The organism is Streptomyces sp. NPDC093260 (genome assembly GCF_040683715.1).
Classification (GTDB): domain Bacteria; phylum Actinomycetota; class Actinomycetes; order Streptomycetales; family Streptomycetaceae; genus Streptomyces; species Streptomyces sennicomposti.
In genome coordinates, this window is the sequence record NZ_JBFBEK010000029.1 from 1 (window position 1) to 25,647 (window position 25,647).

Annotated in this window: 20 protein-coding genes; 6 read left to right on the forward strand and 14 right to left on the reverse strand. The window is 74.0% G+C overall.

The window, feature by feature from the left end; all coding sequences use genetic code 11:
• Nucleotides 1–324: 324 nt before the first annotated feature.
• A complete protein-coding gene (locus AB0N63_RS28920) occupies nucleotides 325–1,332 on the reverse strand; it encodes a stage II sporulation protein M (RefSeq protein WP_365533305.1) in 1,008 nt (335 codons plus the stop codon).
• Nucleotides 1,333–1,463: 131 nt separating this feature from the next.
• Here AB0N63_RS28920 and AB0N63_RS28925 point away from each other — a divergent pair, with 131 nt between their 5' ends.
• Entirely contained in the window at nucleotides 1,464–2,468 is a 1,005-nt protein-coding gene (locus AB0N63_RS28925) for an RDD family protein (RefSeq protein WP_365533307.1), read from the forward strand.
• A gap of 73 nt (nucleotides 2,469–2,541) precedes the next feature.
• Here AB0N63_RS28925 and AB0N63_RS28930 read toward each other — a convergent pair whose 3' ends face one another.
• From AB0N63_RS28930 to AB0N63_RS28965, 8 genes are all read right to left on the reverse strand, one after another.
• The gene (locus tag AB0N63_RS28930) at nucleotides 2,542–3,159 is read right to left on the reverse strand and encodes a hypothetical protein (RefSeq protein ID WP_365533310.1); all 618 of its coding nucleotides are present in this window, start codon (nucleotides 3,157–3,159) and stop codon (nucleotides 2,542–2,544) included.
• 190 nt (nucleotides 3,160–3,349) lie between these two features.
• Complete coding sequence (gene ahcY, locus AB0N63_RS28935; RefSeq protein ID WP_365533313.1) at nucleotides 3,350–4,807, reverse strand: adenosylhomocysteinase; 1,458 nt, start codon at nucleotides 4,805–4,807, stop codon at nucleotides 3,350–3,352.
• A gap of 315 nt (nucleotides 4,808–5,122) precedes the next feature.
• Entirely contained in the window at nucleotides 5,123–6,103 is a 981-nt protein-coding gene (locus AB0N63_RS28940) for a cation diffusion facilitator family transporter (protein WP_365533316.1), read from the reverse strand.
• A 171-nt stretch (nucleotides 6,104–6,274) separates the two neighbouring features.
• A complete protein-coding gene (gene manA / locus AB0N63_RS28945) occupies nucleotides 6,275–7,426 on the reverse strand; it encodes a mannose-6-phosphate isomerase, class I (protein ID WP_365533318.1) in 1,152 nt (383 codons plus the stop codon).
• A 187-nt stretch (nucleotides 7,427–7,613) separates the two neighbouring features.
• Nucleotides 7,614–8,741 (reverse strand): SIS domain-containing protein, encoded by a 1,128-nt coding sequence (locus AB0N63_RS28950; protein WP_365533320.1) that lies wholly within the window; start codon nucleotides 8,739–8,741, stop codon nucleotides 7,614–7,616.
• Between the two features lie 93 nt (nucleotides 8,742–8,834).
• Complete coding sequence (locus AB0N63_RS28955) at nucleotides 8,835–9,005, reverse strand: Trm112 family protein (RefSeq protein ID WP_009188957.1); 171 nt, start codon at nucleotides 9,003–9,005, stop codon at nucleotides 8,835–8,837.
• A 119-nt stretch (nucleotides 9,006–9,124) separates the two neighbouring features.
• Nucleotides 9,125–10,489, reverse strand: coding sequence for a phosphomannomutase/phosphoglucomutase (locus tag AB0N63_RS28960; RefSeq protein ID WP_365533322.1), 1,365 nt, complete (start codon nucleotides 10,487–10,489; stop codon nucleotides 9,125–9,127).
• 179 nt (nucleotides 10,490–10,668) lie between these two features.
• A complete protein-coding gene (locus AB0N63_RS28965) occupies nucleotides 10,669–11,088 on the reverse strand; it encodes a DUF3499 domain-containing protein (RefSeq protein WP_365533324.1) in 420 nt (139 codons plus the stop codon).
• Nucleotides 11,089–11,393: 305 nt separating this feature from the next.
• On the opposite strand from AB0N63_RS28965, the gene AB0N63_RS28970 reads away from it, so the two are divergent.
• A complete protein-coding gene (locus tag AB0N63_RS28970) occupies nucleotides 11,394–11,843 on the forward strand; it encodes a metallopeptidase family protein (RefSeq protein WP_365533477.1) in 450 nt (149 codons plus the stop codon).
• A 152-nt stretch (nucleotides 11,844–11,995) separates the two neighbouring features.
• Here the strand turns inward: AB0N63_RS28970 and AB0N63_RS28975 are convergent, their stop codons facing one another.
• The 3 genes from AB0N63_RS28975 to AB0N63_RS28985 form a co-directional block, all read right to left on the reverse strand.
• Nucleotides 11,996–13,531, reverse strand: a complete 1,536-nt coding sequence (locus AB0N63_RS28975; protein ID WP_365533325.1) for a DUF5719 family protein — start codon at nucleotides 13,529–13,531, stop codon at nucleotides 11,996–11,998.
• Nucleotides 13,528–17,343 (reverse strand): glycosyltransferase family 2 protein, encoded by a 3,816-nt coding sequence (locus AB0N63_RS28980; RefSeq protein ID WP_365533327.1) that lies wholly within the window; start codon nucleotides 17,341–17,343, stop codon nucleotides 13,528–13,530. Before AB0N63_RS28980 ends, AB0N63_RS28975 begins: the two co-directional genes overlap by 4 nt.
• A gap of 262 nt (nucleotides 17,344–17,605) precedes the next feature.
• Complete coding sequence (locus AB0N63_RS28985) at nucleotides 17,606–17,869, reverse strand: WhiB family transcriptional regulator (RefSeq protein ID WP_003975777.1); 264 nt, start codon at nucleotides 17,867–17,869, stop codon at nucleotides 17,606–17,608.
• A 672-nt stretch (nucleotides 17,870–18,541) separates the two neighbouring features.
• Here AB0N63_RS28985 and AB0N63_RS28990 point away from each other — a divergent pair.
• From AB0N63_RS28990 to AB0N63_RS29005, 4 genes are all read left to right on the forward strand, one after another.
• Complete coding sequence (locus tag AB0N63_RS28990) at nucleotides 18,542–19,063, forward strand: cysteine dioxygenase family protein (RefSeq protein WP_365533329.1); 522 nt, start codon at nucleotides 18,542–18,544, stop codon at nucleotides 19,061–19,063.
• Between the two features lie 179 nt (nucleotides 19,064–19,242).
• Nucleotides 19,243–20,202 (forward strand): 2-phospho-L-lactate transferase, encoded by a 960-nt coding sequence (gene cofD, locus AB0N63_RS28995; protein ID WP_365533331.1) that lies wholly within the window; start codon nucleotides 19,243–19,245, stop codon nucleotides 20,200–20,202.
• A complete protein-coding gene (locus AB0N63_RS29000; protein WP_365533334.1) occupies nucleotides 20,199–21,536 on the forward strand; it encodes a coenzyme F420-0:L-glutamate ligase in 1,338 nt (445 codons plus the stop codon). Before cofD ends, AB0N63_RS29000 begins: the two co-directional genes overlap by 4 nt.
• 109 nt (nucleotides 21,537–21,645) lie before the next feature.
• A complete protein-coding gene (locus tag AB0N63_RS29005; RefSeq protein ID WP_365533337.1) occupies nucleotides 21,646–22,674 on the forward strand; it encodes a DNA-3-methyladenine glycosylase 2 family protein in 1,029 nt (342 codons plus the stop codon).
• Nucleotides 22,675–22,894: 220 nt separating this feature from the next.
• On the opposite strand, the gene AB0N63_RS29010 is transcribed toward AB0N63_RS29005, so the two are convergent.
• Nucleotides 22,895–23,977 (reverse strand): NDP-sugar synthase, encoded by a 1,083-nt coding sequence (locus tag AB0N63_RS29010; protein ID WP_365533339.1) that lies wholly within the window; start codon nucleotides 23,975–23,977, stop codon nucleotides 22,895–22,897.
• A gap of 129 nt (nucleotides 23,978–24,106) precedes the next feature.
• Entirely contained in the window at nucleotides 24,107–25,519 is a 1,413-nt protein-coding gene (locus tag AB0N63_RS29015) for a peptidoglycan recognition protein (RefSeq protein WP_365533340.1), read from the reverse strand.
• Between the last annotated feature and the right edge of the window lie 128 nt (nucleotides 25,520–25,647).

Below are 25,647 nucleotides of genomic sequence, written 5' to 3' on the forward strand. Positions count from 1 at the left end.
CCCTTCGGTCTTGCGTTTCCGACTCTACCAGATCTTCCCGACCCGATTTCCTCGGCGCTTTCCAGGTTCCCGCTTCCGCGTTTCCCTTTCCGGCGATTCCGACTTTATCAGAAGTCTCGCGCCGGTCTGACCGGCCGTTGTTTCCGATTCATCGGGGGCTTCCAGGAAATCGATGATTTCGGAAGCGGATAGATGTTCACGATCACCTGTGCGGATCAGGTCCAGCTCCAGGCAAGTGTTCGAATCTACCTCCCCTCCGGCTCCGTGTCAACGGCTCCGGCGGGGCGAAGAGGAGACTAGCAGCTCAAGAGCCGTGACCGCACATCACGCGGCCGTCGGCACGGCGGCGCTGCGTTCGGCGGCCACCAGGTCACCTGTGTCGCCGGCGCGCACGGCGCGGCCACCGAGGACGTACACGTAGGCCAGGAAGACCAGTTCGGCGACGACGCCGATGCCTATGCGGGCCCAGGTGGGCAGGCCGGACGGGGTGACGAACCCTTCGATGGCTCCGGAGACGAAGAGGACCAGGGCGAGTCCGATCGCCATGCCGACCGCGGCCCGGCCCTCCTCTGCCAGGGCGGTGCGCCGGGAGCGGGGGCCCGGGTCGATCAGGGTCCAGCCGAGGCGCAGGCCCGTGCCGGCGGCGACGAACACCGCGGTCAGTTCGAGCAGACCGTGCGGAAGGATCAGGCCGAGGAAGGTGTCGAGGCGGCCGGCCGAGGACATCAGCCCGATGCCGACGCCGAGGTTGAGCATGTTCTCGAACAGGATCCACAGGACCGGCAGCCCGAGGAAGACGCCCAGGACCAGGCACATGGCGGCGGCCTGCGCGTTGTTCGTCCACACCTGGGCGGCGAAGGCCGTGGCGGGATGGCTCGAATAGTAGGTCTCGTACTCGCCGCCCGGCCGGGTGAGGCTGCGCAGCTCGTCGGGGGCCGCGATCGTGGCCTGTACTTCCGGGTGCGCGGCGATCCACCAGCCCAGCAGGGCCGCGACGACGGTGGACAGGACCGCCGTGGGCACCCACCAGTGGCGCGCCCGGTAGACCGCGGCCGGGAAGCCCTCCAGCAGGAACCGGGTGACGTCGCGCCACGACGCCTTCCGGGTGCCCGTGACCGTGCTGCGCGCGCGGGCCACCAGCTGGCTGAGCCGGCCGGTCAGCTGCGGGTCCGGGGCGCTGGACCGGATGAGGGAGAGATGGGTGGCGGCGCGCTGGTAGAGGGCGACGAGTTCGTCGGCCTCGCCGCCGGTGAGGCGACGGCGACGGCGCAGCAGGGCGTCGAGGCGGTCCCACTCGGCCCGGTGGGCGGAGACGAAGACGTCCAGGTCCATCGTTGTCTGCCTGCTCCTCGGCTGGTTGTTCGACTGCCCACGGGATGCGTCAGCTTGTCCTGTTGCGGCGGGACGGGACTCAGCTTGGCAGACTGGCGGTCCGAGGGGCAGGTCAGGGGAAGGACGACGGCGTGAGCGAACTGATCACGGGCGAGGCGGTGCCGCTGGAGCTGCGCCCGGCGAGGCTGCCCAGCAGGATGCTGGCCGTGCTGCTGGACCTGACGGTGGCCGGGGCGGCCTATGTCGCCGTGTCCGTGGGTGTGGTGGTCGCGACGGCGTCGATGGACGAGGCGGCGCAGATCGCGCTGTCGATCGCGAGCTTCCTGCTGGTGCTGGTCGGCGGTCCGATCGCGGTGGAGACGCTCAGCCACGGGCGGTCGCTCGGGAAGATGGCGTGCGGGCTGCGGGTGGTGCGGGACGACGGCGGACCGATCCGGTTCCGGCACGCGCTGGTGCGCGGGGCGATCGGTGTCGTGGAGATCCTGATGACGCTGGGGGTGGTCGCCTGCGTCGCCTCGTTCGTGTCGGCGCGCGGGCGCCGGCTGGGCGATGTGTTCGCGGGCACCCTGGTCGTACGGGAGCGGGTGGCCGGCGGGCAGGCGTCCTTCGTTCCTCCGCCGCCGCCCTGGCTGGCCGGGCGGTTCCAGGCGCTCGATCTGTCGGCGGTGCCCGACGGGCTGTGGCTGGCGGTCCGGCAGTACCTGACGCGGATGCACCAGCTGGACCCGCAGGTCGGCTGGGGCATGGCGCAGCGGCTGGCCACCGATATCGCGGCCCGTACCGGCACTCCGGCGCCGCCCGGGGTACCACCCGCCATGTATCTGGCCGCCGTGTTGCAGGAGCGGCAGGTGCGGGAGGCCAGGCGGGCGTTCGGGAACGGCGGGCGGGCGCCGGCGGCGCCCGGGATGCCGGGGGTCTCGCAGCCGCCTGCCTCCTCGCGGGGACCGTTCGCGCCGGTCGCCCCGCAGCCGCCGGTTTTCCCGTCGGCGTCGGCCGGCCCGCAGGGGCCGGCTGTTCCTCCGGTGCCGACCGCGGTGCCCGCCTCGGCTCCCTCCCCGGCGCCCACAGCTCCCTCCCCGGGTCAGGACGCGGTGACGTCGGGGCGGGGCGGTACGGGGTTCGTGCCGCCGGCTTAGCGGGTGCGGGGCCGGGTGTCCGGATCTCGTCGGCGGGAGGTGCGCCGGGGCGTTCGGGAGCGGCGGGGACCGGTCAGGAGACGAAGACCGACGGCGGTGACTGGAGGTCGTCCAGCTCGACGCCGGGGGCTGCGACCACCACGTCGCCGGCCAGGTGGACGGTGTGCCGCTCGCCCGTGTCCAGGGCTGTGACCTGGTACGTGTCCACGATCAGGGGGCCGTTGTCAGTGGCGTGTGCTTCTCTTTCCACCAAGGTCCAGGACTGGTCCACGGTAAGGGGGGCGAGGACCGGTTCCGTGAAGTCGACGAGGCGTACGCGGGTGGCCGCGGCGGAGGGGGTGAGGCGCAGCAGACGTGCGGTGGCGACGAGGAACGCGGGGGACGTGCCGGTGAAGGCGTGGGCGCGCACATTGCCTTCGGTGGCGTGGGTTCCGGTGGGGTCGGTGCGGACCCAGGTGACGCCGTCGAGAGCGGCGCCGCGCACCTGCCAGCCGCCCGCGTGGAGTTCGAGGCGGAGGGGGCGGCCGAGTTCGTCGAGAGCGAGGTCGACGGAGCCGCGGTGGTCGCCGGCGGGAGTGGTGACCTGGGAGACGTAGCGCCAGCCGGAGGGGCCGGGGGCGCACTGGAAGTGCTCGTGCGCGAAAGGGGTGTGATCGTGCGGATCGAGAAGCGAATAGCGGCCGCGGGGCATGGGGGTCCTGGGTTCTGAGGGTCGGGCCTGGCGGGATCGGTTCCCGGTCCTGTCCGGTCGCCTCGGCGAGTCGGTCCGGCGTGTGTGACGGCCGCCGGTTCCGGCCCGAAAGGGGCAGGCCCCCGGCACGGGGGTGCGGGGGCCTGCCTCTGGGGACCTGGGTGAGACGCGGGAAGCGGCTCGGCCTCGGTCAGTAGCGGTAGTGGTCGGCCTTGTACGGGCCGTCGACGTCCACGCCGATGTACGCCGCCTGCTCCGGGCGCAGCTTGGTGAGCTTGACGCCGAGGGCGTCCAGGTGGAGGCGGGCGACCTTCTCGTCGAGGTGCTTGGGCAGCACGTAGACGCCGGTCGGGTACTCGTCGGGCTTGGTGAACAGCTCGATCTGGGCCAGGGTCTGGTCCGCGAAGGAGTTGGACATCACGAACGACGGGTGGCCGGTGGCGTTGCCGAGGTTGAGGAGGCGGCCCTCGGACAGCACGATGATGACCTTGCCGTCGGGGAAGGTCCAGGTGTGGACCTGCGGCTTGACCTCGTCCTTGACGATGCCGGGGATCTTCGCGAGGCCGGCCATGTCGATCTCGTTGTCGAAGTGGCCGATGTTGCCGACGATGGCCTGGTGCTTCATCTTCGCCATGTCGGAGGCGAGGATGATGTCCTTGTTGCCGGTGGTGGTGACGAAGATGTCGGCGGTTTCGACGACCTCGTCCAGGGTGGTGACCTGGTAGCCGTCCATCGCCGCCTGGAGGGCGCAGATCGGGTCGATCTCAGTGATGATCACGCGGGCGCCCTGGCCGCGCAGGGACTCGGCGCAGCCCTTGCCGACGTCGCCGTAGCCGCAGACCACGGCGGTCTTGCCGCCGATCAGGACGTCGGTGGCGCGGTTGATGCCGTCGACCAGGGAGTGGCGGCAGCCGTACTTGTTGTCGAACTTCGACTTCGTCACCGAGTCGTTGACGTTGATCGCCGGGAAGAGCAGGGTGCCGTCGCGCTGCATCTCGTACAGGCGGTGGACGCCGGTGGTGGTCTCCTCGGTGACGCCGCGGATCTCGGAGGCCAGCTGCGTCCACTTCTGGGGGGTCTCGCCCAGGGTGCGGGTCAGCAGCTGGAGGATGACGCGGTGCTCGTCGGACTCGGCGGTGTCGGGCGAGGGGACCTTGCCGTCCTTCTCGTACTCGACGCCCTTGTGGACGAGGAGGGTGGCGTCACCGCCGTCGTCCAGGATCATGTTCGGGCCGCCGGTGGCGGCGTCGGGCCAGGTCAGGGCCTGCTCCGTGCACCACCAGTACTCCTCCAGGGTCTCGCCCTTCCAGGCGAAGACCGGGACGCCCTGGGGGTTCTCCGGGGTGCCGTTCGGGCCGACGGCGATGGCGGCCGCGGCGTGGTCCTGGGTGGAGAAGATGTTGCAGGACGCCCAGCGGACCCGGGCGCCGAGCGCCACCAGCGTCTCGATCAGGACGGCCGTCTGCACGGTCATGTGCAGGGAGCCGGTGATGCGGGCGCCGGCCAGCGGCTGCGCCTCGGCGTACTCCTTGCGGATCGCCATCAGGCCCGGCATCTCGTGCTCGGCGAGGGTGATCTCCTTGCGGCCGAACTCGGCCAGGGACAGGTCGGCGACCTTGAAGTCCTGTCGCTTGTCGACAGTCGTCATTACGGGCTGCTCCTCGGTGGTTGGGTCGAGGTGGGTACGGCTGACCTGCGCGGCGGCGGACACAGGGGTGCCCGAGGAGGACACAGGCATGCCCGCGTGCGCGCAGCGCAGTCCGTCGGAGGCCCTCTCTCCCTCGGACGGTCCGTCACCGGATCGCCCGACCGCCATCAGCAGCGACGTCTGGCTCCGTCCCAAGCTACACCGGAGGGCGGTGCGGCCCCCAGTGGGCCTGCGAACGGATCCGGCCGTTCGTGGACGCCGAAGGGGCCCGCCGGTGATCGGCGGGCCCCTTGGGTGCGGGGTCGGTCGGCGGGTTCAGTGGCCGCCGGTGTGCGGGGTGGGGCCGCCCGGGGTGGCCTCGGGGTCGGGGCCCTTGGCGGCCTCGGCCTCGCTGTAGACGTCGGGTTCCAGGTAGATGACGCGGGCGATGGGGACGGCGGCGCGGATGCGGGCCTCGGCGGCGTCGATGGCGGCGGCGACCTCGGCGGCGGTGTCGTCGTGCCGGACGGCGATCTTCGCGGCGACCAGCAGTTCCTCCGGGCCGAGGTGGAGGGTGCGCATGTGGATGATGCGGGTGACGCTCTCGCCGTCGACGGTGGCGTCCTCGATCTGCCGGACCACGTCGACGCCTGCGGCCTCGCCGAGCAGCAGCGACTTGGTCTCGGCGGCCAGGACGAGGGCGATGGCGACCAGCAGCACGCCGATGCAGAGAGTGCCGATGCCGTCCCAGACGCCGTCGCCGGTGATCAGGGCCAGTCCGACGCCACCGAGGGCGAGGACGAGGCCGATCAGCGCGCCGAAGTCCTCCAGGAGGACGACGGGCAGCTCGGGGGCCTTGGCGCGGCGGATGAACTGCCCCCAGGACAGCTTGCCGCGCAGTTCGTTGGACTCCTTGATGGCGGTGCGGAAGGAGAAGCCCTCGGCGCAGATCGCGAAGGCGAGCACCGCCACCGGCCAGTACCAGTTGTCCAGCTCGTGCGGGTGGGTGATCTTCTCGTAGCCCTCGTAGATGGCGAACATGCCGCCGACGGAGAACAGCACGATGGAGACGAGGAAGGCGTAGATGTAACGCTCGCGGCCGTAGCCGAAGGGGTGTTGCGGGGTCGCCTCGCGCTGGGCCCTCTTGCCGCCGATGAGCAGCAGGAACTGGTTGCCGGAGTCGGCGAGCGAGTGCACGCCCTCGGCGAGCATCGACGAGGAGCCGCTGAAGGCGAAGGCCACGAACTTCGATACCGCGATCGCGAGGTTGGCGCCGAGTGCCGCCACGATCGCCCTGCTGCCGCCTGACGCGCTCATGTGTTCGGGGTGTCCCTTCGCCTTCGTGCGCTGGTGTCCGTGTGCGGGCGGGTACCCGCGCCGCACGTCTGTGTGCCGGTCGCGGTCTTTGCCCGCCCTTTGCCGGTGGGCCATTGTTGCAGCCCGGCTCCGGACCGGTGTGCCAGGTGCCCGCCGGGCCGCCGGGCGGGGTCAGACGACGACGGTGGCCCGGAAGACGGTGCCCTCGCCGGACACCACGGCCTTGTCCTCGGCCGGGACGAACACGGACTGCCCCGGCGTAAGCCGGTGTTCGCCGGCTTCGACGGCGCCCGCCGTGCACAGCAGGATCTGCGGGGCGCCGAGGGTGAGGTCGCGGGGGGCGGCGCCGGGCGCGAGGAGGTAGCGGGAGAGGCGGAACTCGTCGATGGGGGTCTCGTAGACCTCCTCGCCGTCGGGAGCGGCCTCGGGGCGCAGGACACCGGGGTCGCCGGCCTCGAAGCGGACGACGCGCAGGAGTTCGGGGACGTCGACGTGCTTGGGGGTCAGGCCGCAGCGCAGGACGTTGTCGGAGTTGGCCATGATCTCCACGCCGAGGCCGTCGAGGTAGGCGTGCGGGACGCCGGCGCCGAGGAAGAGTGCCTCGCCGGGCTGGAGGCGGACGTGGTTGAGGAGCATCGCGGCCAGGACGCCGGGGTCGCCCGGGTAGTGGTGGGCGATGGCGGCGTACGGGGCGTGGTCGCCGCCGAGGCGGTCGCAGGCGGCCGCGGCCTCGTGGACGGTGCGGGCGGTGTCCTCGCGGTCGGCGCCGAGGATCGCGGTGAGGACCTCGCGCAGTGCCGCCTCCTCGGGGCGGGCGCGCAGCAGGTCGACGTAGGGCTTCAGGGCGTCCACGCCGAGGGCGGCGAGCAGGGCGGCGGCCTCGGCCGGCTCGCGGAAGCCGCACAGGCCGTCGAACTCGGTGAGGGCGCAGATGAGTTCGGGCTTGTGGTTGGCGTCCTTGTAGTTGCGGTGCGGGGCGTCGAGCGGGACGCCGCGGCGCTCCTCGTCGGCGTAACCCTCCCTGGCCTGTTCCAGGTTGGGGTGGACCTGGAGGGAGAGGGGCGCGCCGGCGGCGAGGAGCTTGAGCAGGAAGGGCAGGCGGGGGCCGAACCTGGCGACCGTGGCGGCGCCGAGTTCGCGTTCCGGGGCGGCGTCGACGAGGTCGGCGAGGGTGCCGCGGGCGGTGCGCGAGGGCGCGCCGGGGTGGGCGCCCATCCACATCTCCGCCTGGGGTTCGCCGGTCGGCTCGACGCCGAGGAGGTGCGGGATGGCGGTGGTGGAACCCCAGGCGTAGGGGCGGACGGTGTTGTCGAGGCGGTCCATGCGCTTCTCTCTGCGGTTCTTTCCGGGCGGGCCGGGCGGCGGGCACGGCGGGCCGGGCCGGGCGGGCCCGTACGACGCCGTACGACCGGGAGGGTGTCCGTACGTCCGTCAGATTGTCGTACGACCATGGGAGGCGCGTACGTCTGTGGGGGGCGGGTACGTCCGTGTCGGCGCGGGCGGCCGCGGGTCAGGCGCGGGAGGCGAGGGCCAGGTAGACCGCGGTGAAGTCGGTGACAGCGATGAGTTCCGCGAGGGCCTCGACCTCGCCGCCGGGCTCGGGCTCCAGCTCGCTGATCGGCGTGTCATGGCCGAGGGCCAGGTCACGGGCGGCAGGGGCGGCGGTGAGGCCGCCGAGCGGGCGGTCGCGCAGCAGCACCACACGCGCGTGCAGGGCCGGCGGCTCCGAGACCCGGTCGCGGAAGAAGTCGTCCGGGTCGGCGCTGGCGGCCAGCGGGCCGGCGAGCAGGGCGTCGTGCGCGGCGAGCGCCTCGGGGAGTTCGGCCACGGCGGCGGGGACGCCGGAGAGTTCGGCGAGCACGGCGGCGAAGCGGCGGCCCGCGGGGCCGGCCGCGGCGCCCTCGGTCCAGATCACCGGCAGCCCGTCGGCGAGTTCGGCGGCGAGGGTCTTGGCCGGGTTGTTGTACGTGGCGACGGCGGGGCCGCAGCGCTCGGCGACGAGGTCCAGCCGGTCGGCGGCGGCCTCCAGGGCGTCGGGCGGCGCGGCGAGCAGGCCGATGCGGTCCAGGAGCGCGAGCAGCGGGGTCAGCAGCGCCCACAGCACGCCGGGCGCGGAGCCGGCCAGCGGCTCGTCGTGGTCGTAGGGGGCCGTCGCCATCGGGAGGAACAAGCCGTGCGCGCCTTCGACGGCCTCGGCGAGCGGGGTGCCGGCGGGGGCGACGGCGACGACCGCGCAGCCGCGGCGGTAGGCCTGTTCCGCGAGGACGCCGAGGCTCGGTTCGGTGCCGTCGGGGGTGGCGATCAGCAGCAGGTCGACGGAGCCGGCCCAGCCGGGCAGTTCCCAGCGCAGGGCGCCGGCGGCGGTGGCCACGCCGGTGGGCGCCAGCCGGGTGACGGGGCTGCCGGCTCCGGCCAGGGTACCGAGCAGGTCGGCGGCGTGGGTGGCGGCGGCGCCGGGACCGGCGATGAGGACGGCGCGGGGACGGCCGTCCGGCTTGAGTCCGGCCACGCCGGCCTCGGCGGCGTGCCGGGCGGCGGTGCGGACCCGGGCGCCGGCCTCGGCGGCGCCGCGCAGCAGTCCGCGTCGGTCGGCGGCGGCGAGCGCCTCCGGGTCGTCGAGCAGCGATTCGTCGAGCATGGGCGGCAGCCTCCGATCGGGCTCCGAGCGCCGGGGCCTCGGGACGGCGAGTCGTCGGGACGGCGGAACGGCGCCTGGGACGCCGCTCGCCGGTCAGGCGGGGCGGCGGGCCTCGTCGACCAGCAGCACGGGGATGCCGTCGCGCACGGGGTAGGCGAGGCCACAGTCCTGGCCGGTGCAGACCAGCTCGGCGTCCTCCTCCTTCAGGGGAGAGTGGCAGGCCGGGCAGGCGAGGATCTCCAGGAGGCCGGCTTCGAGCGGCATGAGGGTTCCCTTCGGGGCGCGGGAGTGCGTGTGCGGTTGTACGGACGTGCCTGGTCAGGGTACCGCCGGTCGCGGGCTCGGCGGCGGCGCGGCCGAAGGCCCTCGGACCGGGCGGGAGGTCAGGCCCGGATGATCGCGAGGGCCTCGTCGCGGACCTTGGCCATCGTGGCCTCGTCACGCGCCTCCGCGTTCAGACGGAGCAGCGGCTCGGTGTTGGAGGGGCGGACGTTGAACCACCAGTCGGCGGCGCTGACCGTGAGGCCGTCGAGGTCGTCCAGGGTGACGTCCGGGCGGCCGGTGTAGGCGGCCCTGATCGCGGCGATCCGGGCTGCCTGGTCCTCGACGGTGGAGTTGATCTCGCCGGAGCCGGCATAGCGGTCGTAGCGCGCCACGAGGGCGGACAGCGGGCCGTCCTGGCCGCCGAGGGCCGCGAGGACGTGCAGGGCGGCCAGCATGCCGGTGTCGGCGTTCCAGAAGTCCTTGAAGTAGTAGTGCGCGGAGTGCTCGCCGCCGAAGATGGCGCCGGTCCGGGCCATCTCGGTCTTGATGAACGAGTGGCCGACCCGGGTGCGGACCGGGGTGCCGCCGTGCTCCCGCACCACCTCGGCGACCGACCGGGAGGTGATGAGGTTGTGGATGACCGCGCCCGTGCCGCCGTTGCGGGCCAGTTCGCGGGCGGCGACCAGCGCGGTGATCGCGGACGGGGAGACCGGCTCGCCGCGCTCGTCCACGACGAAGCAGCGGTCGGCGTCGCCGTCGAAGGCGAGCCCGAGGTCGGCGCCCTCCGCGCGGACCCGGGCGCGCAGGTCCACGAGGTTGGCCGGATCGAGCGGGTTGGCCTCGTGGTTGGGGAAGGTGCCGTCCAGCTCGAAGTACATCGGGACCAGGTCGACCGGCAGCCCGGCGAGGACCGTGGGGACGGTGTGGCCGCCCATCCCGTTGCCCGCGTCGACGACTGCCTTCAGCCGGCGGATCGAGGTCACGTCCACGAGGGAGCGCAGGTGTGCCGCGTAGTCCTCCAGGGTGTCGCGACGGGTGACCGCGCCGGTGCGGGCGGCCGGTTCGGGGGCGCCCGACTCGCTCCATTCCTCGACCAGTTCGCGGATGCGGGACAGTCCGGTGTCCTGGCCGACGGGGGCGGCGCCCGCACGGCACATCTTGATGCCGTTGTACCGCGCCGGGTTGTGCGAGGCGGTGAACATCGCGCCGGGCAGGCCGAGCGCGCCGGAGGCGTAGTACAGCTGGTCCGTCGAGCAGAGGCCGATCTCGGTGACGTCGGCGCCGGAACGGGCCGCGCCGCGCGCGAAGGCGCCGGCCAGGCCGGGCGAGGAGGGCCGCATGTCGTGCCCGGTGACGATGGCGCCGGCGCCGGTCACCTGGACGAAGGCCGCGCCGAACAGCTCGGCCAGCGGCTCGTCCCACTGGTCCGGGACGACGCCGCGCACGTCGTACGCCTTCACGAGCTGCGACAGATCAGCAGTCACGGCCAACCCTTCTGAACACCGACGCCGCACCCGACGTCCCGATCCGTCCCCACAAACTACCCGTTCCGGCGGGTACGGCCGGTGCAGGCGAGGGGCGGGGGCGGTGCGGTGCGGGAGGCCGCCGCGCCGACTCGGCCCGAGGCGAACGGATTCGCCGGTCTTCGCGAGGAACGGCTTCGTCAGTTCTCAGGCGAGCGGAGCACCCGCAGATGGCCGCGCCGCGCGACCTCCATCGGATCCGCGCCGCGCACCCCGCCGGCCTCGGCCGCGCGCTGCTGGGGGCGGGCGGCCTCGCGCACCGCGTTGGCGAGCGCTTCCAGGTCGTCGCCGCTGGGGCGGGCGGGGGCCGAACCGTCGAGGAGCCGGACGACCTCCCAGCCGCGCGGGGCGGTGAGGCGCTCGGAGTGCTCGGCGCACAGGTCGTAGCAGTGGGGTTCGGCGTAGGTGGCGAGCGGGCCGAGGACCGCGGTCGAGTCGGCGTAGACGTACGTCAGCGTCGCTACGGCGGGACGGCCGCAAGCGGTGCGCGAACAGCGACGTACAGGGCTCACGACGTTGGACGGTACCGCACTCTTGAGCGGGCCGCGACGACTCTCCACCAGGTCACTCCCCCGTGTCGTGCTGTGAAACACCCCACACACCCACTCTGACACACGTTTCTGACCTGCGCGGGCCCGGGTGACGAGATCTCCAACACCCCCTGCGGCGGTCACGAGTGGGGTCAAACCCCGCCAATCTCCTTGAGACGTCCATGAGATCGGGCCTCCCGCAGATGCGACACGTGGTCGGGCGCCCCGCCCGGACGGCGGGGGCGAACGAGGTGCGTCCGGGTGGGCGGCGTGGTGGCCGGGATGCCGTGCGCAACCGGGCGCGGAGGGGCGGCGAGGACTAGGCTTCAGCGGTGATGGACAACCGTGTACCGCCCCGTTCCGCAGGTCCCGGGCCCCGCCGGCGTGATCGCCACGGCCGGGGCATGCGCGGCCCGATCGCACCGCCGCAGGTGCCGCTCGCCGCGAGCCGTGCCGAGGTGTTCGCGGATCTGGTGCAGGACTCCGTGGACCGGCTGGAGCGGCACTGGCCGCAACTGGCCGAGGTGGACTTCGTGGTGCTGGAGGTGCCCCGCCTGGACGGGCCGGGGCAGTCCTGGAGCGACGAGCCGGTCCCGCTGGGGGCGACGGTCGCCGCCCGGGACGGGCGCCGGGGGCAGGTGATCGTCTACCGGCGGCCGGTGGAGATCCGCAGCAAGGGCCGCGACGAGCGGGCCGCGCTGGTGCACGAGATCGTGGTCGAGCAGGTGGCCGACCTGCTGGGGCTGACGCCGGAGACGGTGGACCCGCGGTACGGGGAGGACTGACCCCGGCGGGGGTGCGGCCGCCTTCCGAGACGGCCGGGCGCCGGTGCCTGTCCGGGCCGTCGTCGGCCGCCGGGCGTGCGCCGCGGTGCGGGCCGTGACGCACACGGCCCGCGCGATGCCATGGCTTCCCCGGTGTCACGGAGGCCGCGGTGTCAGGGCTTCTGCAGTACCGAGACGTCCTCGTCCGTGTGCGGCACCGACACCGTTCCCCGGTCGTCCGGGAGGGTCTGGACGGTGACGCCGGGGACGCCCTCCTCCGTCGCCGTGAGGGTGCGCGCCCCGTACACCGGACCGCCGGAGATCCGTTCCACCGTCAGGGCGTAGGTGCCCTTCAGGCCGGCCGGCACGGGCGGGGCGATGTCCTGCGTGGTGCCCGCCTTGATCGTGTACGTCTTCGTCACCGCCGTACCGCCCTCGCTGCCCGCCGAGGCGGTGACCTTGACCTGCGCGGTGGCGGTGGGGGCGGTCAGCGAGAGCATGGCGCCCTCGGCGCTGTTGTCGGCAGCCGTGGCGCGCGCCGCGAGGGGACCGGCCGCCGGGATGAACGCCGTCTCCTGCTTGCCGCTCTTGCCGCGTACCACCTGGAGGGCAGCCACCACGGGCACGGACCGGGCGGACTGGGCCAGCACCAGGGAGCCCGCCTCGCCGCGCGTGACGTCGCCGAGGTCCACCGCGGTCGTCGTACCGCCCTTCAGGTGCACGGTCTCGTGCCCTGCGGGGGTGATCAGACCGGACGGGGAGGCCAGCTTCACCTTCAGGTCGGTGTCCGCGTCGGCGGGCGTGAAGGCGATCAGCCGGACGTCCGTGGCGTCCTTGGGAATGCCCGGCAGCACGACGCTGCCCGCCGGGTCCGCCGAGGCGGCCAGCCAGTCCCCGCCGGCCTTGTCGTCCAGGGCCTGCACCGCCGCCCCGACCCGGCCGCTGCGCACGCTCACGTGCACCGTGAGGTCGTCCTGCGCGGCGTCGGCGAGCGTGGACAGCAGGACGGGCTCGCTGGAGCGCGGCGCGACCGTGATGCCCTCGCCCACCGCCGACTTGACGGCGCCGTCCTTGCCGTACAGCTCGATGTCCACGACGGCGGCGGAGTCGTCGGGGTTGGTCAGGTGGACGTAGTCGGCGCGGCTCGCGGCCGTGCTCGCGCCGGGGAACCAGAACTCGGTGTCCGGGGCGGTGCAGTTGACGCCGAGCAGGCCGCGTCCGGCGCCCGCGGCGACCTCGCTGGTCTGCTGCACGGTCCAGCCGGGTGCGAACCTGCCGTCGGCGGTGCCGATCAGCGCGGGCGCGTCCGCGCCCTCGGAGTCGCCGGTCGCCGGCGTGCCGGGCGCCTTGGGCTGGAGCGCGGCCTCGGTGGTCTTCTTCTTGCCGCCGCCCTTGCCGCCGCCCTTGCCCTCGTCCTTACCGCCGCTCTTGCCGTCGCCCGTGCCCGACTCCTCGGCGGCCGCCTGGAGCCGGCCCTTGCCGTCGCCGGCGGCGCCCTGGGTCACGGGGGTGAAGGACGTGTACGAGGTCTCCGCGATGTCGGAGTCGCTCGGCGCCGGGCACACCAACGTGGTGCGCTCGACGGGCAGCCGGGCGGCGGCCCCCGTCGGCCCTGCGCCCGCCGCTCCGGGCGCGTCCAGCGCGGCGAATCCGGTGACGGCGGCGAGCGCGGCCGCTCCGGCGATCAGGGACAAGGTCGTGCGGTTCACTGCTGGCTCCCGTCGGGGCGCTCACTGCCGTTGCCGTGCTGGTGGTGCTGTGCCGGGTCGTACGGCTGCTCCTCGTACCCCTGGTGGTACGGCTGCCCGTAGGTTCCCTGCTGGGTCTGGTCGCCGTACCCGTACGGGTCGTACGGGACGCCCTGGTAGGGGTCGCCCTGGCCGCCGGGCGCGGGGTGGCCGCCCTGACCGCCCGGGTACGCCTGGCCGTACGGGTCCGCCGGGTACTGCTGGGGCGGGACGGCGCCGTACTGCTCGCCGCCGTAGCCCCCGTACCCGGGCGCGGCGCCCGTTTCCGCGTAGGCGTCGGCGTGGGTGTCACTGTCGGCGGCTCGCGTGTCCCAGTCGCCGTAGGAGTGCTGGTGCGGGACGGCGGGGGCCTCCTGCGGGACGGGCGGCGCACCGGCCGGGTGCTCCTGGCCGTCCTCTTCGGCTTCGATGGCCTCGGCGGCTTCCGCCTGGGCGCGCAGCCGCCGGGCGCGGCGGCCGTCGCCGGTGATCGCCTCGGCGGGCGCCGGCTGCTCCTCGGGCAGGTCGTCGTCGATCTCGCGGCGGCGGCCGGGCAGGGCGAGGACGACGAGGACGAGGGCGAGGACGCCCTGGGTCCACAGCCAGGCGGTGTGGACGATCGGGGTGTCGAAGGTGACGTCCAGCCTGCCGCCGGAGGCGGGCAGCTGGAAGCCCTGGGCCCAGCCGTCGACGGTGGTGCGGGTGAGCGGCTTGCCGTCCAGGGTGGCCGTCCAGGCCGGGTCGGCCGAGTCGGCGAGGCGCAGGACGCGGCCCGCGGCGCCGGACGGGATCGTGGCGTGGATCTCGACGGGTCCTGCGGCCACGGGCTGGGCGGCGGCCGTACCGGAGCCCACAGGGGTGGAACCGGGACCGGCGGCGGGGACGACGGCGGCGCGGGAGACCTCGCGGTCCACCCGCCACAGGGCGCTGCCGTCCTGCTGGCTGAGCCGGGTCAGGCCGGGGGTGGCGTCCAGGACGCGGCTGATCTCGCGGGGCGCCCCCTTGTGGACGAGGACGTAGCGCACGGCGAACCCGCCGAGCTGGCCGGCCTGGTCGGCTCCGGAGCCGGCGACGAGGTTGGCGACGACCTTGCCGAGGGCGCTGTTCTCGCCTGCCGCGTCGGCCAGTTCGGCGTCGCCCATGCGCACGCCGGAGCCGCGCACCAGCATGTAGCCGACGTGGGCGGCGGAGTCGCTGTCGAGGACCAGGGTGCGGGCCTGGTCGCGGGTGCTGCTCTCCTCGGCGACGAACGCGGGCACCTGCACGGGGTCGCGCCGCTCCAGCGGGCCGTCGGCGCCGCGGATCATCCAGCCCGCGGCGACCAGCAGGGGGCCGGCGGCCGAGGCGAAGGCGATCAGCGCGGCCACGGGCTGGCGCCAGCCGAAGCTCTGCTCGGCCACGCGCGCGCGTGCCCCGTCGGCGCCGAGCAGGGCGGCGACCAGCAGGGCGAGGCCGTAGACGAGGGTGGCGGGGCCGGCCCAGGTGGAGCGGTTGGACAGGACGGCGAGGACGAGCCCCACCAGGGCGACCGTCCAGGCCGCCAGGATCGCGAACCGCCGCTCGGAGCGCAGCAGGGCGGCGAGCGCGGCCAGGACGATGCCGATGAGCATCAGTCCGTGCACCGTGCCGGGGCCGCCGGGGCCGGCGCCGAGCAGGTCCAGGGCAGAGGCGGCCGAGGCGCCGTAGTCGAGGCCGGCCTCGGTGAAGAAGCCGAACGGCAGCAGGGACAGCGACCAGGGGGCGAGGATCAGCAGCGGCGTGGCCAGTTGGGCCAGGAAGCGCAGTCCGTGGGCCAGCGGGTCGGCGCGGCGCACGGCCAGCACGCCGAGGCCGAGGACCAGCGCGACGGGCCACACGAGGGGTGTGAAGGCGGTGGCGACGGTCAGCAGCAGCGCGTACGCCCAGGTGGCACGCCAGCTGCCGCGGGCGCCGGAGGAGTGGGCCAGGCCGCTGGCGGCGATGCCCGCGCGGGCGATGAGCGGCAGCAGCACGGCCAGCACGGCGGTGCCGATCCGGCCGCCGGCCAGCGCTCCGGTGGTGGCGGGCAGGAAGGCGTAGGCGACGGCCGCCCAGGCGCGCAGCAGCCGGGACGGGACGAGCGGGCGGGAGGCGAAGTACGCGGTGACCCCGGCCAGCGGGACCGAGCCGATCAGCAGCACGGTGACCGCGAGACCGGTGGAGCCGAACAGCAGGGAGGCCAGCATGGCCACGAGCGCCAGGTAGGGCGGGGCGGCGGGGGTGCCGCCGGTGCCCACCGGGTGCCAGGCGTCCAGGTAGCGCGCCCACAGGTCGCCGGAGTCGGCGGGGGCGGGCAGCAGGGCGCCGCCGGTGAGCGCGCCGCCGCCGAGCAGGCCCCGGCAGGCGGCCAGGGAGACGAGCAGCAGCACCAGGAAGAGCACCGGGCCCGGTTTGCGGGCGATGCGCTTGAGTCGGGCGAACTGCTCGATCTCCAGGAAGTCGGCGTCGTCGCCGCCGGGTCCGGACTCGACCGCGCCGCCGTGCCGGCCGGCCGAGGAGGCCTCGGGGTCGGACCGGCCGACGAGGTTGCCCGCGACCTGTTCGACGGTGGCCCGGACGGTGGCGCCGGGCGGCGGGAACAGGGCGCGCAGTTCGCCCTTGTCGATCTGCGGCTTCCCGCGCCGCCGCCGGCCGGCGGCGATCCGTTCGGGCCGCAGCAGGGTGCCGAGCAGACCGCGGATCTCGTCGAGGGCCTGGCCGGGGACCTTGCCGACCAGGTAGGCGACGGTGCGCAGCAGGGTGCCGAGGACGAGGCGCAGCAGCACCCAGGGCAGGGCGGCGGTGCGGGTGTTGACGAGGAGGGTGTAGGCGGCGCCGGCCTTGTCGACCTTGTGCGGGGAGGCGGCGGTGCGGCCGACGCAGTCGACGGTGCGGCGTTCGCGCGAGGCGGCCTCGGCGTGGCGCACGACGGCCTCGGGGGCGATCAGGACACGGTGGCCGGCGGCGTGGGCGCGCCAGCACAGGTCGACGTCGTCGCGCATCAGGGGCAGTCGGCGGTCGAACCCGCCGAGCTGTTCGAAGATGTCACGGCGGATCAGCATTCCGGCGGTGGACACCGAGAGCACGGACCGGACGTGGTCGTGCTGCCCCTGGTCCTGTTCGCGGCGGTCCAGGCCGGTCCAACGGCGGCCGGAGTTGGCGATGCTGACGCCCACTTCGAGGAGTTGCCTGCGGTCGTACCAGCCGCGCAGCTTGGGGCCGACGACGGCTACGTCCTCACGGCCGAGTTCGTACTCGTTGTCGACGACGCGCAACAGCTGGGCGAGGGCGTCGGGTTCGGGGGCGCAGTCGTCGTGCAGCAGCCACAGCCACTGCACGGGTTCACCGTGCGGGAGGTCGGGCAGGTCGTAGGCGTCGTCGCGCCAGGTGCGCGTGACGGGGTCCCAGCCGCTGGGGCGCTTGAGGTACGGCAGGTCGTCCGGGGTGAGGTACGGGGCGGTGCGGACGGCCTCCTCGACGGCCTGGCCGAAGCCGGTGCGCCGGGCCAGGTGGAGCACGCGGTCGGCGCCGAGGGCGTCGGTGAGGACCTGCGTGGAGGCGTCGGCGCTGCCGGTGTCGGCCGCCACGGCGTACTGCGCGGGGCGCTCCTGGCCGAGCAGGCCGGCGAGCGCGTCGGGCAGCCAGCGGACGCCGTCGTGGGAGACGAGGACGGCGGTGACGACGTGCCGCGGGTACTCGGGCGCGCCGCCCGGGCCGGTCGCCGGGGCGCGCTCGGGGGCGGCCGGCGCCGCCGCGGTGACGTCGTGGTGGGCTGCCGTATGGCTGTGCACGGACATCGAGATACACGGCCCCGGTTCGGTGGACTGCGGTGGACGCCGGTGCTCCTTGCGGCAACAGGGCGTCTCGGACGAGCGACCACACTACTGGCTGGCCATGACGGCGGCCCGCCGCCTGTGGACAACCCACCCGCGACGGGCCGTTCGTGAGGTTTGCCTGTGGATATGTGCACGCGGCCGTCGGCCGGGCGTCGGGCCGGATGCCGGGCCGCGTCAAGGGGCGGCCGGGCGCCTGCGGAGGTGACGGGCAGGCGGTGGAGGGTCAGACGGCGGCCTTCTTCAGGCGGCGCCGCTCGCGCTCGGAGAGGCCGCCCCAGATGCCGAAGCGCTCGTCGTTGGCGAGGGCGTACTCGAGACACTCGGAGCGGACCTCGCAGGCGAGGCAGACCTTCTTGGCCTCGCGGGTGGAGCCGCCCTTCTCGGGGAAGAAGGACTCGGGGTCGGTCTGGGCGCACAGCGCGCGCTCCTGCCAGCCGAGTTCCTCGTCCGCGTCGTCGACCAGCAGTTGCTGCACCAGCTCGGTCATGTGCGCCCCTCGTCTGTCTTTCGCGTCCCCGTGATGTAGCCGTTACCGATCGCGGCTGAACGACACGAGTGAAATTACAAGTGTGCTGCTCCGGGCGAGTCAAGCCGAGATCTGCTATTGGGCCCCTTATTCACTCTGCGGAACCAAGCCCCTGCAGTAAGTGTTCAAATCGGCATAAACCTTGACACACCGCAGGACCCCGAGAACCCTCCGCTCCGCGCGCGGCCCCCGGAAGGGGGCACACAGGCAAGGACGTCCAGGCCGTGGATCTCGTTCCGACACGCGCGCCGAAGCGGCCCTGATCACAGTCGGATCACGGGACGGCAACGGCGCTTGCGCGCCCGGCATGTGCCGCATGTGTCCCGCTACCCGGATGAGCAAACCTTTCATCTGGGAGATGAACCGGATGAGGTGAAACATGTCCCACATTCCGGGCGCCGAGTTGACACTGGAGGTATGAGCCGGTGTTCTTGTGGGCATGCTCGCGAACTCGGCACTCACCTCGACCCGCACCGCCGGGTCCCTCGGTGCTGCCCGCGCTCGCTGTAGCTGTCGCTGCTGCGGCTGTTGAGCCCTCGCGCTTCCCGCGCGCTCCAGCCGCCGTCCGGCCCCCCACGGCCGGGCGACCCGTTCCCCCGCTGACCCGCCCTCACCGAGGAAACACCGCACCCCATGAACAGCGACAGCGACCTCCAGATCGCCGGCGACATCCTCGAAGTCCCCCACCTGCTCCAGGCCCCGCGCGAGCACCCCGTCACCGTGGCCGAGTTCGCCGGTCTGGCCCGCTCGGTCGCCGCCGACGCCGACCGGTGGCGCCCCCTCGTCCGCTACGACGCGACGACGCGCTGGTACCACCGGCTGGGCACCGGCCCGGGCTACGAGGTGTGGCTGCTGTCCTGGGTGCCCGGGCAGGGCACCGGCCTGCACGACCACGGCCGGTCCTCCGGCGTGCTGACCGTCCTGGAGGGCACGCTGACCGAGCGCACCGGCCGCGGCACGCGCGCGCTGGAGGCCGGCGCGCAGCGCGTCTTCGCGCCGGGGTACGCGCACGAGGTCGTCAACGACACGCTGCGCCCCGCCGTCAGCCTGCACGTCTACTTCCCCGGCCTCACCGAGATGCCCATGCACGGCGCCGCCCGGTGCGCCGGCGCCGTGGCCGGGCCGTACGAGCCGGTCGGCGCCGTCAACGCCTGAGGCGTCACCGGGGCGAGGCGCGGCGCGGCGCCGGGAGCCCGAGGCGACCCCGGACACGCGTGCGGGCGCCGGGCGCGTGTGCGCGGGAGGCCGGACAGGTGCGGGACGCCGGGCACTCGTGCGCGTGCCGGGCGCGACCGCGTACCGCGTTGTCGGACCCGCCTGCCAGACTTGGGCGCATGCGGATTGTGGTTCTGGCAGGCGGCATCGGTGGTGCCCGGTTCCTGCGCGGCCTGAAGAAGGCCGTGCCGGACGCGGACGTCACGGTCATCGGCAACACCGGCGATGACATCCACCTCTTCGGGCTGAAGGTCTGCCCGGACCTGGACACGGTGATGTACACGCTCGGTGGCGGCATCAACGAGGAACAGGGGTGGGGTCGCGCCGAGGAGACCTTCCACCTCAAGGAGGAACTCGCGGCGTACGGCGTCGGGCCGGAGTGGTTCGGGCTCGGCGACCGGGACTTCGCCACGCACATCGTGCGCACCCAGATGCTCGGCGCGGGGTACCCGCTCAGCGCGGTGACAGAGGCCCTGTGCGACCGCTGGCGGCCGGGCGTGAAGCTGATCCCGATGACCGACGACCGGGTGGAGACCCATGTCGCCGTCGAACTGGACGGCGAGCGCAAGGCGGTCCACTTCCAGGAGTACTGGGTGCGGCTGCGGGCCTCCGTCCCGGCCGAGGCGGTCGTGCCGGTCGGCGCGGAGCAGGCCAAGCCGGCGCCCGGTGTGCTGGAGGCGATCGCCGCGGCCGACGTGGTGCTCTTCCCGCCGTCCAACCCCGTCGTCTCCGTCGGCACCATCCTGGCCGTGCCCGGCATAAGGCAGGCGATCGCCGAGGCCGGGGTGCCGGTCGTCGGCCTGTCCCCGATCGTCGGGGACGCGCCCGTGCGCGGCATGGCCGACAAGGTCCTCGCGGCGGTGGGCGTGGAGTCCACGGCCGCCGCGGTGGCCGAGCACTACGGCTCGGGGCTGCTGGACGGCTGGCTCGTGGACACGGTGGACGAGGCCTCGGTGGAGCGGGTCGAGGCGGCCGGCATCCGCTGCCGGGCGGTGCCGCTGATGATGACCGACGTGGACGCCGCCGCGCAGATGGCGCGCGAGGCGCTGGCCCTGGCCGAGGAGGTGCGGGCCGCATGAGCGGTGCCCCGACGGCGGCCGGCCCGGGCGGCGGGACGGCCCCCGCGTTCCGGGTGTGGGCCGTGCCCGGCATCCCCGAGGTGGCCGAGGGCGACGACCTGGCCAAGCTGATCGCCGCCGCGGAACCGGCGCTGGCCGACGGGGACGTGCTGCTCGTCACCTCGAAGATCGTCTCCAAGGCGGAGGGCCGCCTGGTGGAGGCGGCCGACCGGGAGGCCGCGATCGACGCCGAGACCGTGCGGGTCGTGGCCCGGCGCGGGCTGCTGCGCATCGTGGAGAACCGGCAGGGGCTGGTGATGGCCGCTGCCGGGGTCGACGCCTCCAACACCCGGCCCGGCACCGTGCTGCTGCTGCCCGAGGACCCCGACGCCTCCGCGCGGGCGATCCGGGAGGGCCTGCGGGAAGCCCTCGGCGTCGATGTCGCCGTCGTCGTCACCGACACCTTCGGGCGCCCCTGGCGGGCCGGGCTCACCGATGTCGCCATCGGCGCGGCCGGCCTGCACGTCCTGGACGACCTGCGCGGCGGCGCCGACGCGCACGGCAACCCGCTCAGCGCGACCGTCGTCGCCACCGCCGACGAACTCGCCGCCGCGGGCGATCTGGTCAAGGGCAAGGCGACCGGGCTGCCCGTCGCCGTGGTGCGCGGCCTGCCGCACGTGCTGGCCGACGGCGACGGCGAGGGCGCGCGGGCCCTGGTGCGCGACGCGCGCGACGACATGTTCCGGCTCGGCACCTCCGAGGCCGTACGGGAGGCGGTGACCCAGCGGCGTACCGTGCGGGCCTTCACCGACGAGCCCGTCGATCCGGGGGCCGTGCGGCGCGCGGTGGCCGCCGCGGTGACCGCGCCCGCGCCGCACCACACCACGCCGTGGCGGTTCGTGCTGCTGGAGACCGCCGAGGTGCGGACGCGGCTGCTGGACGCGATGCGGGAGGCGTGGATCGCGGATCTGCGGCGGGACGGCAAGAGCGAGGAGTCCATCGCCAAGCGGGTGCGGCGCGGGGACGTGCTGCGGGGCGCGCCGTATCTGGTGGTGCCCTGCCTCGTCATGGACGGCTCGCACACCTACGGCGACGCGCGGCGGGACGCCGCCGAGCGGGAGATGTTCGTGGTGGCCGCCGGGGCCGGGGTGCAGAACTTCCTGGTCGTGCTGGCCGGGGAGCGGCTCGGCTCAGCGTGGGTGTCCTCCACGATGTTCTGCCGTGACGTGGTGCGGGAGGTGCTGGGTCTGCCCGCCGGGTGGGACCCGATGGGGGCGGTGGCGGTCGGGCATCCGGCGGAGGCGCCGCGGGAACGGCCGGAGCGGGACGCGGAGACGTTCGTCGTGGCGCTGTGAGGGCGGCGGCCTTGTGGCGGCGGTGGCCTCGTGGGGGCCGGTGACCGCTTAGGCTCGTAACGCCTCTCCGGTTCTTTCGGCTCCTTAGGGACGTCTGGGGTCTTTCTTCGTGGCAGGACGGTTCGCTCCGCGGCCCACGCGTACGACCGTGCGCGGTGGGCATGTCGCCGTACCCGGCGCGGGGGTTGCTGCCGGTGGGGTGCCGCGGCAGGCGGGCGCCGGTGCGGCGACGGGGCGGGTGCGGGTCTGGGCGCCGGACGGGCCGCTGGACCTCGGGCTCGTGCTCGGGCCGCTGCGGCGCGGGCCCGGCGATCCGACGTTCCGGGCGCTGCCCGACGGGTCGGTGTGGCGGGCCTGCCGTACGCCGCTGGGCCCCGGGACACTGCGGGTGTGCGCGTACGGCGGTGAGGTGCGCGGGGAGGCGTGGGGGCCGGGCGCCGAGTGGCTGCTGGAGCGGTTGCCCGAGTGGTGCGGGGCCGCCGACGATCCGGACGCGTTCGTGCCCCGGCACCGGCTGCTCGCGGTGACCCGGCACCGGCGGCCCGGGCTGCGGCTGACGCGGACCGGGCTGGTCCTGGAGTCGCTGATCCCGTCGATCCTGGAGCAGAAGGTCACGACGGTGGAGGCGTACGCGGCGTGGCGGACGCTGGTGCGGAAGTTCGGGGAGGTCGCGCCCGGGCCGGTGCCGGTGCCGATGTACGTCATGCCGGCACCCCGTGCCTGGGCGCTGATTCCCTCCTGGGAGTGGCATCGGGCCGGGGTCGAGGACAAGCGGGCTTCGACGGTGTTGCGGGCGGTGCGGGTCGCCGCGCGGCTGGAGGAGTCGGTGGGGATGCCTCCGGAGGCGGCGCGGGCGCGGTTGGAGCTGGTGGCGGGGATCGGGCCGTGGACGTCCGCGGAGACCGTGCAGCGCAGTCATGGGGCGGCGGACGCGGTGACCGTGGGGGATCTGCATCTGCCGGGGATCGTGGGGTTCGCGTTGGCCGGGGATCGGCATGCCGATGACACGGAGATGCTGCGGCTGCTGGAACCGTATGCGGGGCAACGGCATCGGGCGGCGCGGTTGATCCTGCTCAGCGGGAGGGTGCCGGAGCGGCGGGGGCCGCGGATGACTCGGGGGGACATCGGGCGGTTCTGAGCGGGCCGAGGTGAGCTGGGGCTCGCCTCGGCAGTGGGCTGCGCGCCCGGCGGTCCGGGGTGCGCGAGGCGCCCCGGTGGGACAGTGGCCGGCGCGAGGCGGGGAGGCTTGCCCGCGTCGGCGGGGTGCCGCAGCGCCCACCCGTGCCGCCCCAGCGGCACGACTGCCCGCGGCTGCGGAGGGATGGGCGGGTGCGGCACGGCTGCCCGCAGTCACGCGGTTACTCGTCCGGGGAGAAGCGGACTGCGGCCGGGGGGATTCTCGCGTGGCACCAGATTCTCGCTCCGGTGCGGAGTTCGTTGTCCGGGCCGATGACCGCGCCGTCACCGATCACCGTGCCGGTGAGGACGGTGCGGGTGCCGATGCGGGCGCGGGTGCCGATGAGGGAGTCGGTGATCACCGCGCCGGGCTCGATGACCGCGCCGGGCAGGATCGTGCTGCCGCTCACCCGCGCGCCCTCGGCGACGAAGGCCCCTTCCCCGACCACCGTGCCGCCGGTCAGCTTGGCGTCCGGGGCGACGACGGCCGTGGGCAGGACCAGGCGGTCGCCGCAGCGGCCGGGAACGGCCGGCGAGGGGGCGCGGCCGAGGACGAGGTCCGCCGAGCCACGGACGAAGGCGGCCGGGGTGCCGAGGTCCAGCCAGTAGGTGGAGTCCACCAGGCCCTGGAGGTGGGCGCCGGCCGCGAGGAGCTCCGGGAAGGTCTCGCGTTCCACCGAGACGGGCCGCCCCTGCGGGATGGTGTCGATGACCGAGCGGCGGAAGACGTACGCCCCCGCGTTGATCTGGTCGGTGACGATCTCCTCGGGGGTCTGCGGCTTCTCCAGGAAGGCGAGGACGCGGCCCGTCCCGTCGGTCGGGACCAGGCCGTACGCCCTCGGGTCCGGCACCTTCGTCAGGTGCAGGGAGACGTCCGCGCCGCTGACCTCGTGGGTGCGCACCAGCGCGCGGATGTCCAGGCCGGTCAGGATGTCGCCGTTGAAGACGAGGACCGGGTCGTCGGGGCCGGAGTGCAGGCGGGAGGCGACGTTGCGGAGGGCGCCGCCGGTGCCGAGGGGTTCCTCCTCGGTCACGTACTCCAGATGGAGGCCGAGGGAGGAGCCGTCGCCGAAGTACGGTTCGAAGACCTCCGCCAGGTACGACGTGGCGAGCACGACGTGCTCGACACCGGCCGCCTTGGCCCGGGCCAGCTGATGGGTGAGGAACGGCACCCCGGCCGCCCGCACCATCGGCTTGGGCGTGTACACGGTGAGCGGACGCAGCCGGGTGCCCTTGCCGCCGACCAGGAGGATCGCTTCTGTCACCTGTCGTCTCCGCTTCCTGCCGGGACCGGCCGCTCTCGTCGTTCGGCCGGACAGTTTATGCAGCCCCTCGTGCCGCCTCACGCAGCGCCGCGCGGCTCCCTCCTCGGCGGCCCCGGCGGCACAGGGCCCTCAGCGGCCCTGGTAGCGCGCCGCCGACGAGCGGACCGAGCCGAGCTTGCCGTAGAGCTGCCGTCCCGGGCAGTCGGTGGCGAAGCCGTCCCGGTGGCCGGAGATCACGTTCAGGCGTACGTTCTTTCCTTTTTGGTAGAGGTTGCCACCGCCGGACTTCAGATATGTCTTTCCGCGCGGATTCATCCCGTAGAGGCCGACCTTCCACGCGGCCAGCCGCGCGACGGCCGTGACGGCGGCCTTGGCGGGCTTGGTCTTGCTGTAGGTGCCGATGACGGCGACGCCCATGCTGTCGCTGTTGAAGCCCATGGTGTGGGCGCCGAGGACCGCCTTGGCCACGCCGCCCGCGCGTCCCTCGTAGACGGTTCCGCACTTGTCGACCAGGAAGTTGTAGCCGATGTCGCGCCAGCCCATGCTCCTGACGTGGTAGCGGTAGATGCCGCGGATCACCGACGGGGCTTGTGAGCAGCGGTAGTTGTTGCCGGTGGCGGTGTGGTGGACGAAGACCGCCTTGACCTTCTTCGTGTAGACGAAACCGTGGGCACGCAGCGACTCGTCCGCGCCCCAGCCGCGCCGGGTGACGATGCGCGGGCGCGGTCCCACGTGCGGCTTGGCGCGCTGATCCGCCGTCAGTTCGCCGCCGCGCAGGTCGAGCATCTCGCGTTCGGTGTCCTCGCGGCCGAGTTCGGGGATCTCGGCGGCGCCGACCGGGACGAGGGCGGCGTTGGCGGCGGAGGCGGCCGTCGCCTCCTCGGTCAGTTCGCCGGTGCGTGCCGGGTCGGACTCGGGGCCCGCGGCGGCCGGCTCGTCGCCGGGATCGACGAGTTCGAGGCTCAGCCCGTCGGGCAGCGGGACGGACGGCTCCGCGGCCCCGCCGCCACCGTCACCGTCGCCGTCACCGCCTGCGCGGTCCCCGGTGTCGGCGCGTACGTGCACGTCGACGCCGTCGGAGTCGCCCACCCACAGGGGAGCGGTGGCGCCGCGGACATGGCCGGTGGTGCGCTCGGCCGTGCCGGGGTCGGCTCCGTGGTCGAAGTTGTGGGTGTCGACGTCCTGCCAGCCGGACCATGCACCGGTGGCGGTGGAGCGGGTGCGGATCTGGACGCTGCCGCGCAGGTGGGCGTCGGGGTTGTCCCAGACGACGCCGACGAGGGAGAAGTGCCGTACGCGGGCGCGGTACAGGCTCCGTTCGAAGGGGGCGAGGGCGCGGTCGCCGGGGCGGTCCGCGGTGCGCGGGGCGAGGGGCAGGGACTGGGTGCTGCCGGGGACGGAAGCGGTGGCGGCCGCGGTCCGGCCGGTCGCCGGTCCCGCCGTCGCGGCCGTCGCCGTGGTCGCGGGGAGGGCGGGCGACAGGGCGAGGGCCACCGCGCTCGTGACACCGATCGAGGACGCAAGGAATCCGTATCGACGCATGCTCCTGATCTTGGACATAGTCAGACATATCTGTCCATCCCTGAACTGACGGTGCGTCGGCTGACGTTCCGCCGAACCGGTGGCCGGCCTGCGGCCCGGCGGCGGGCGGCACGCGGCGCGCGGGCGGT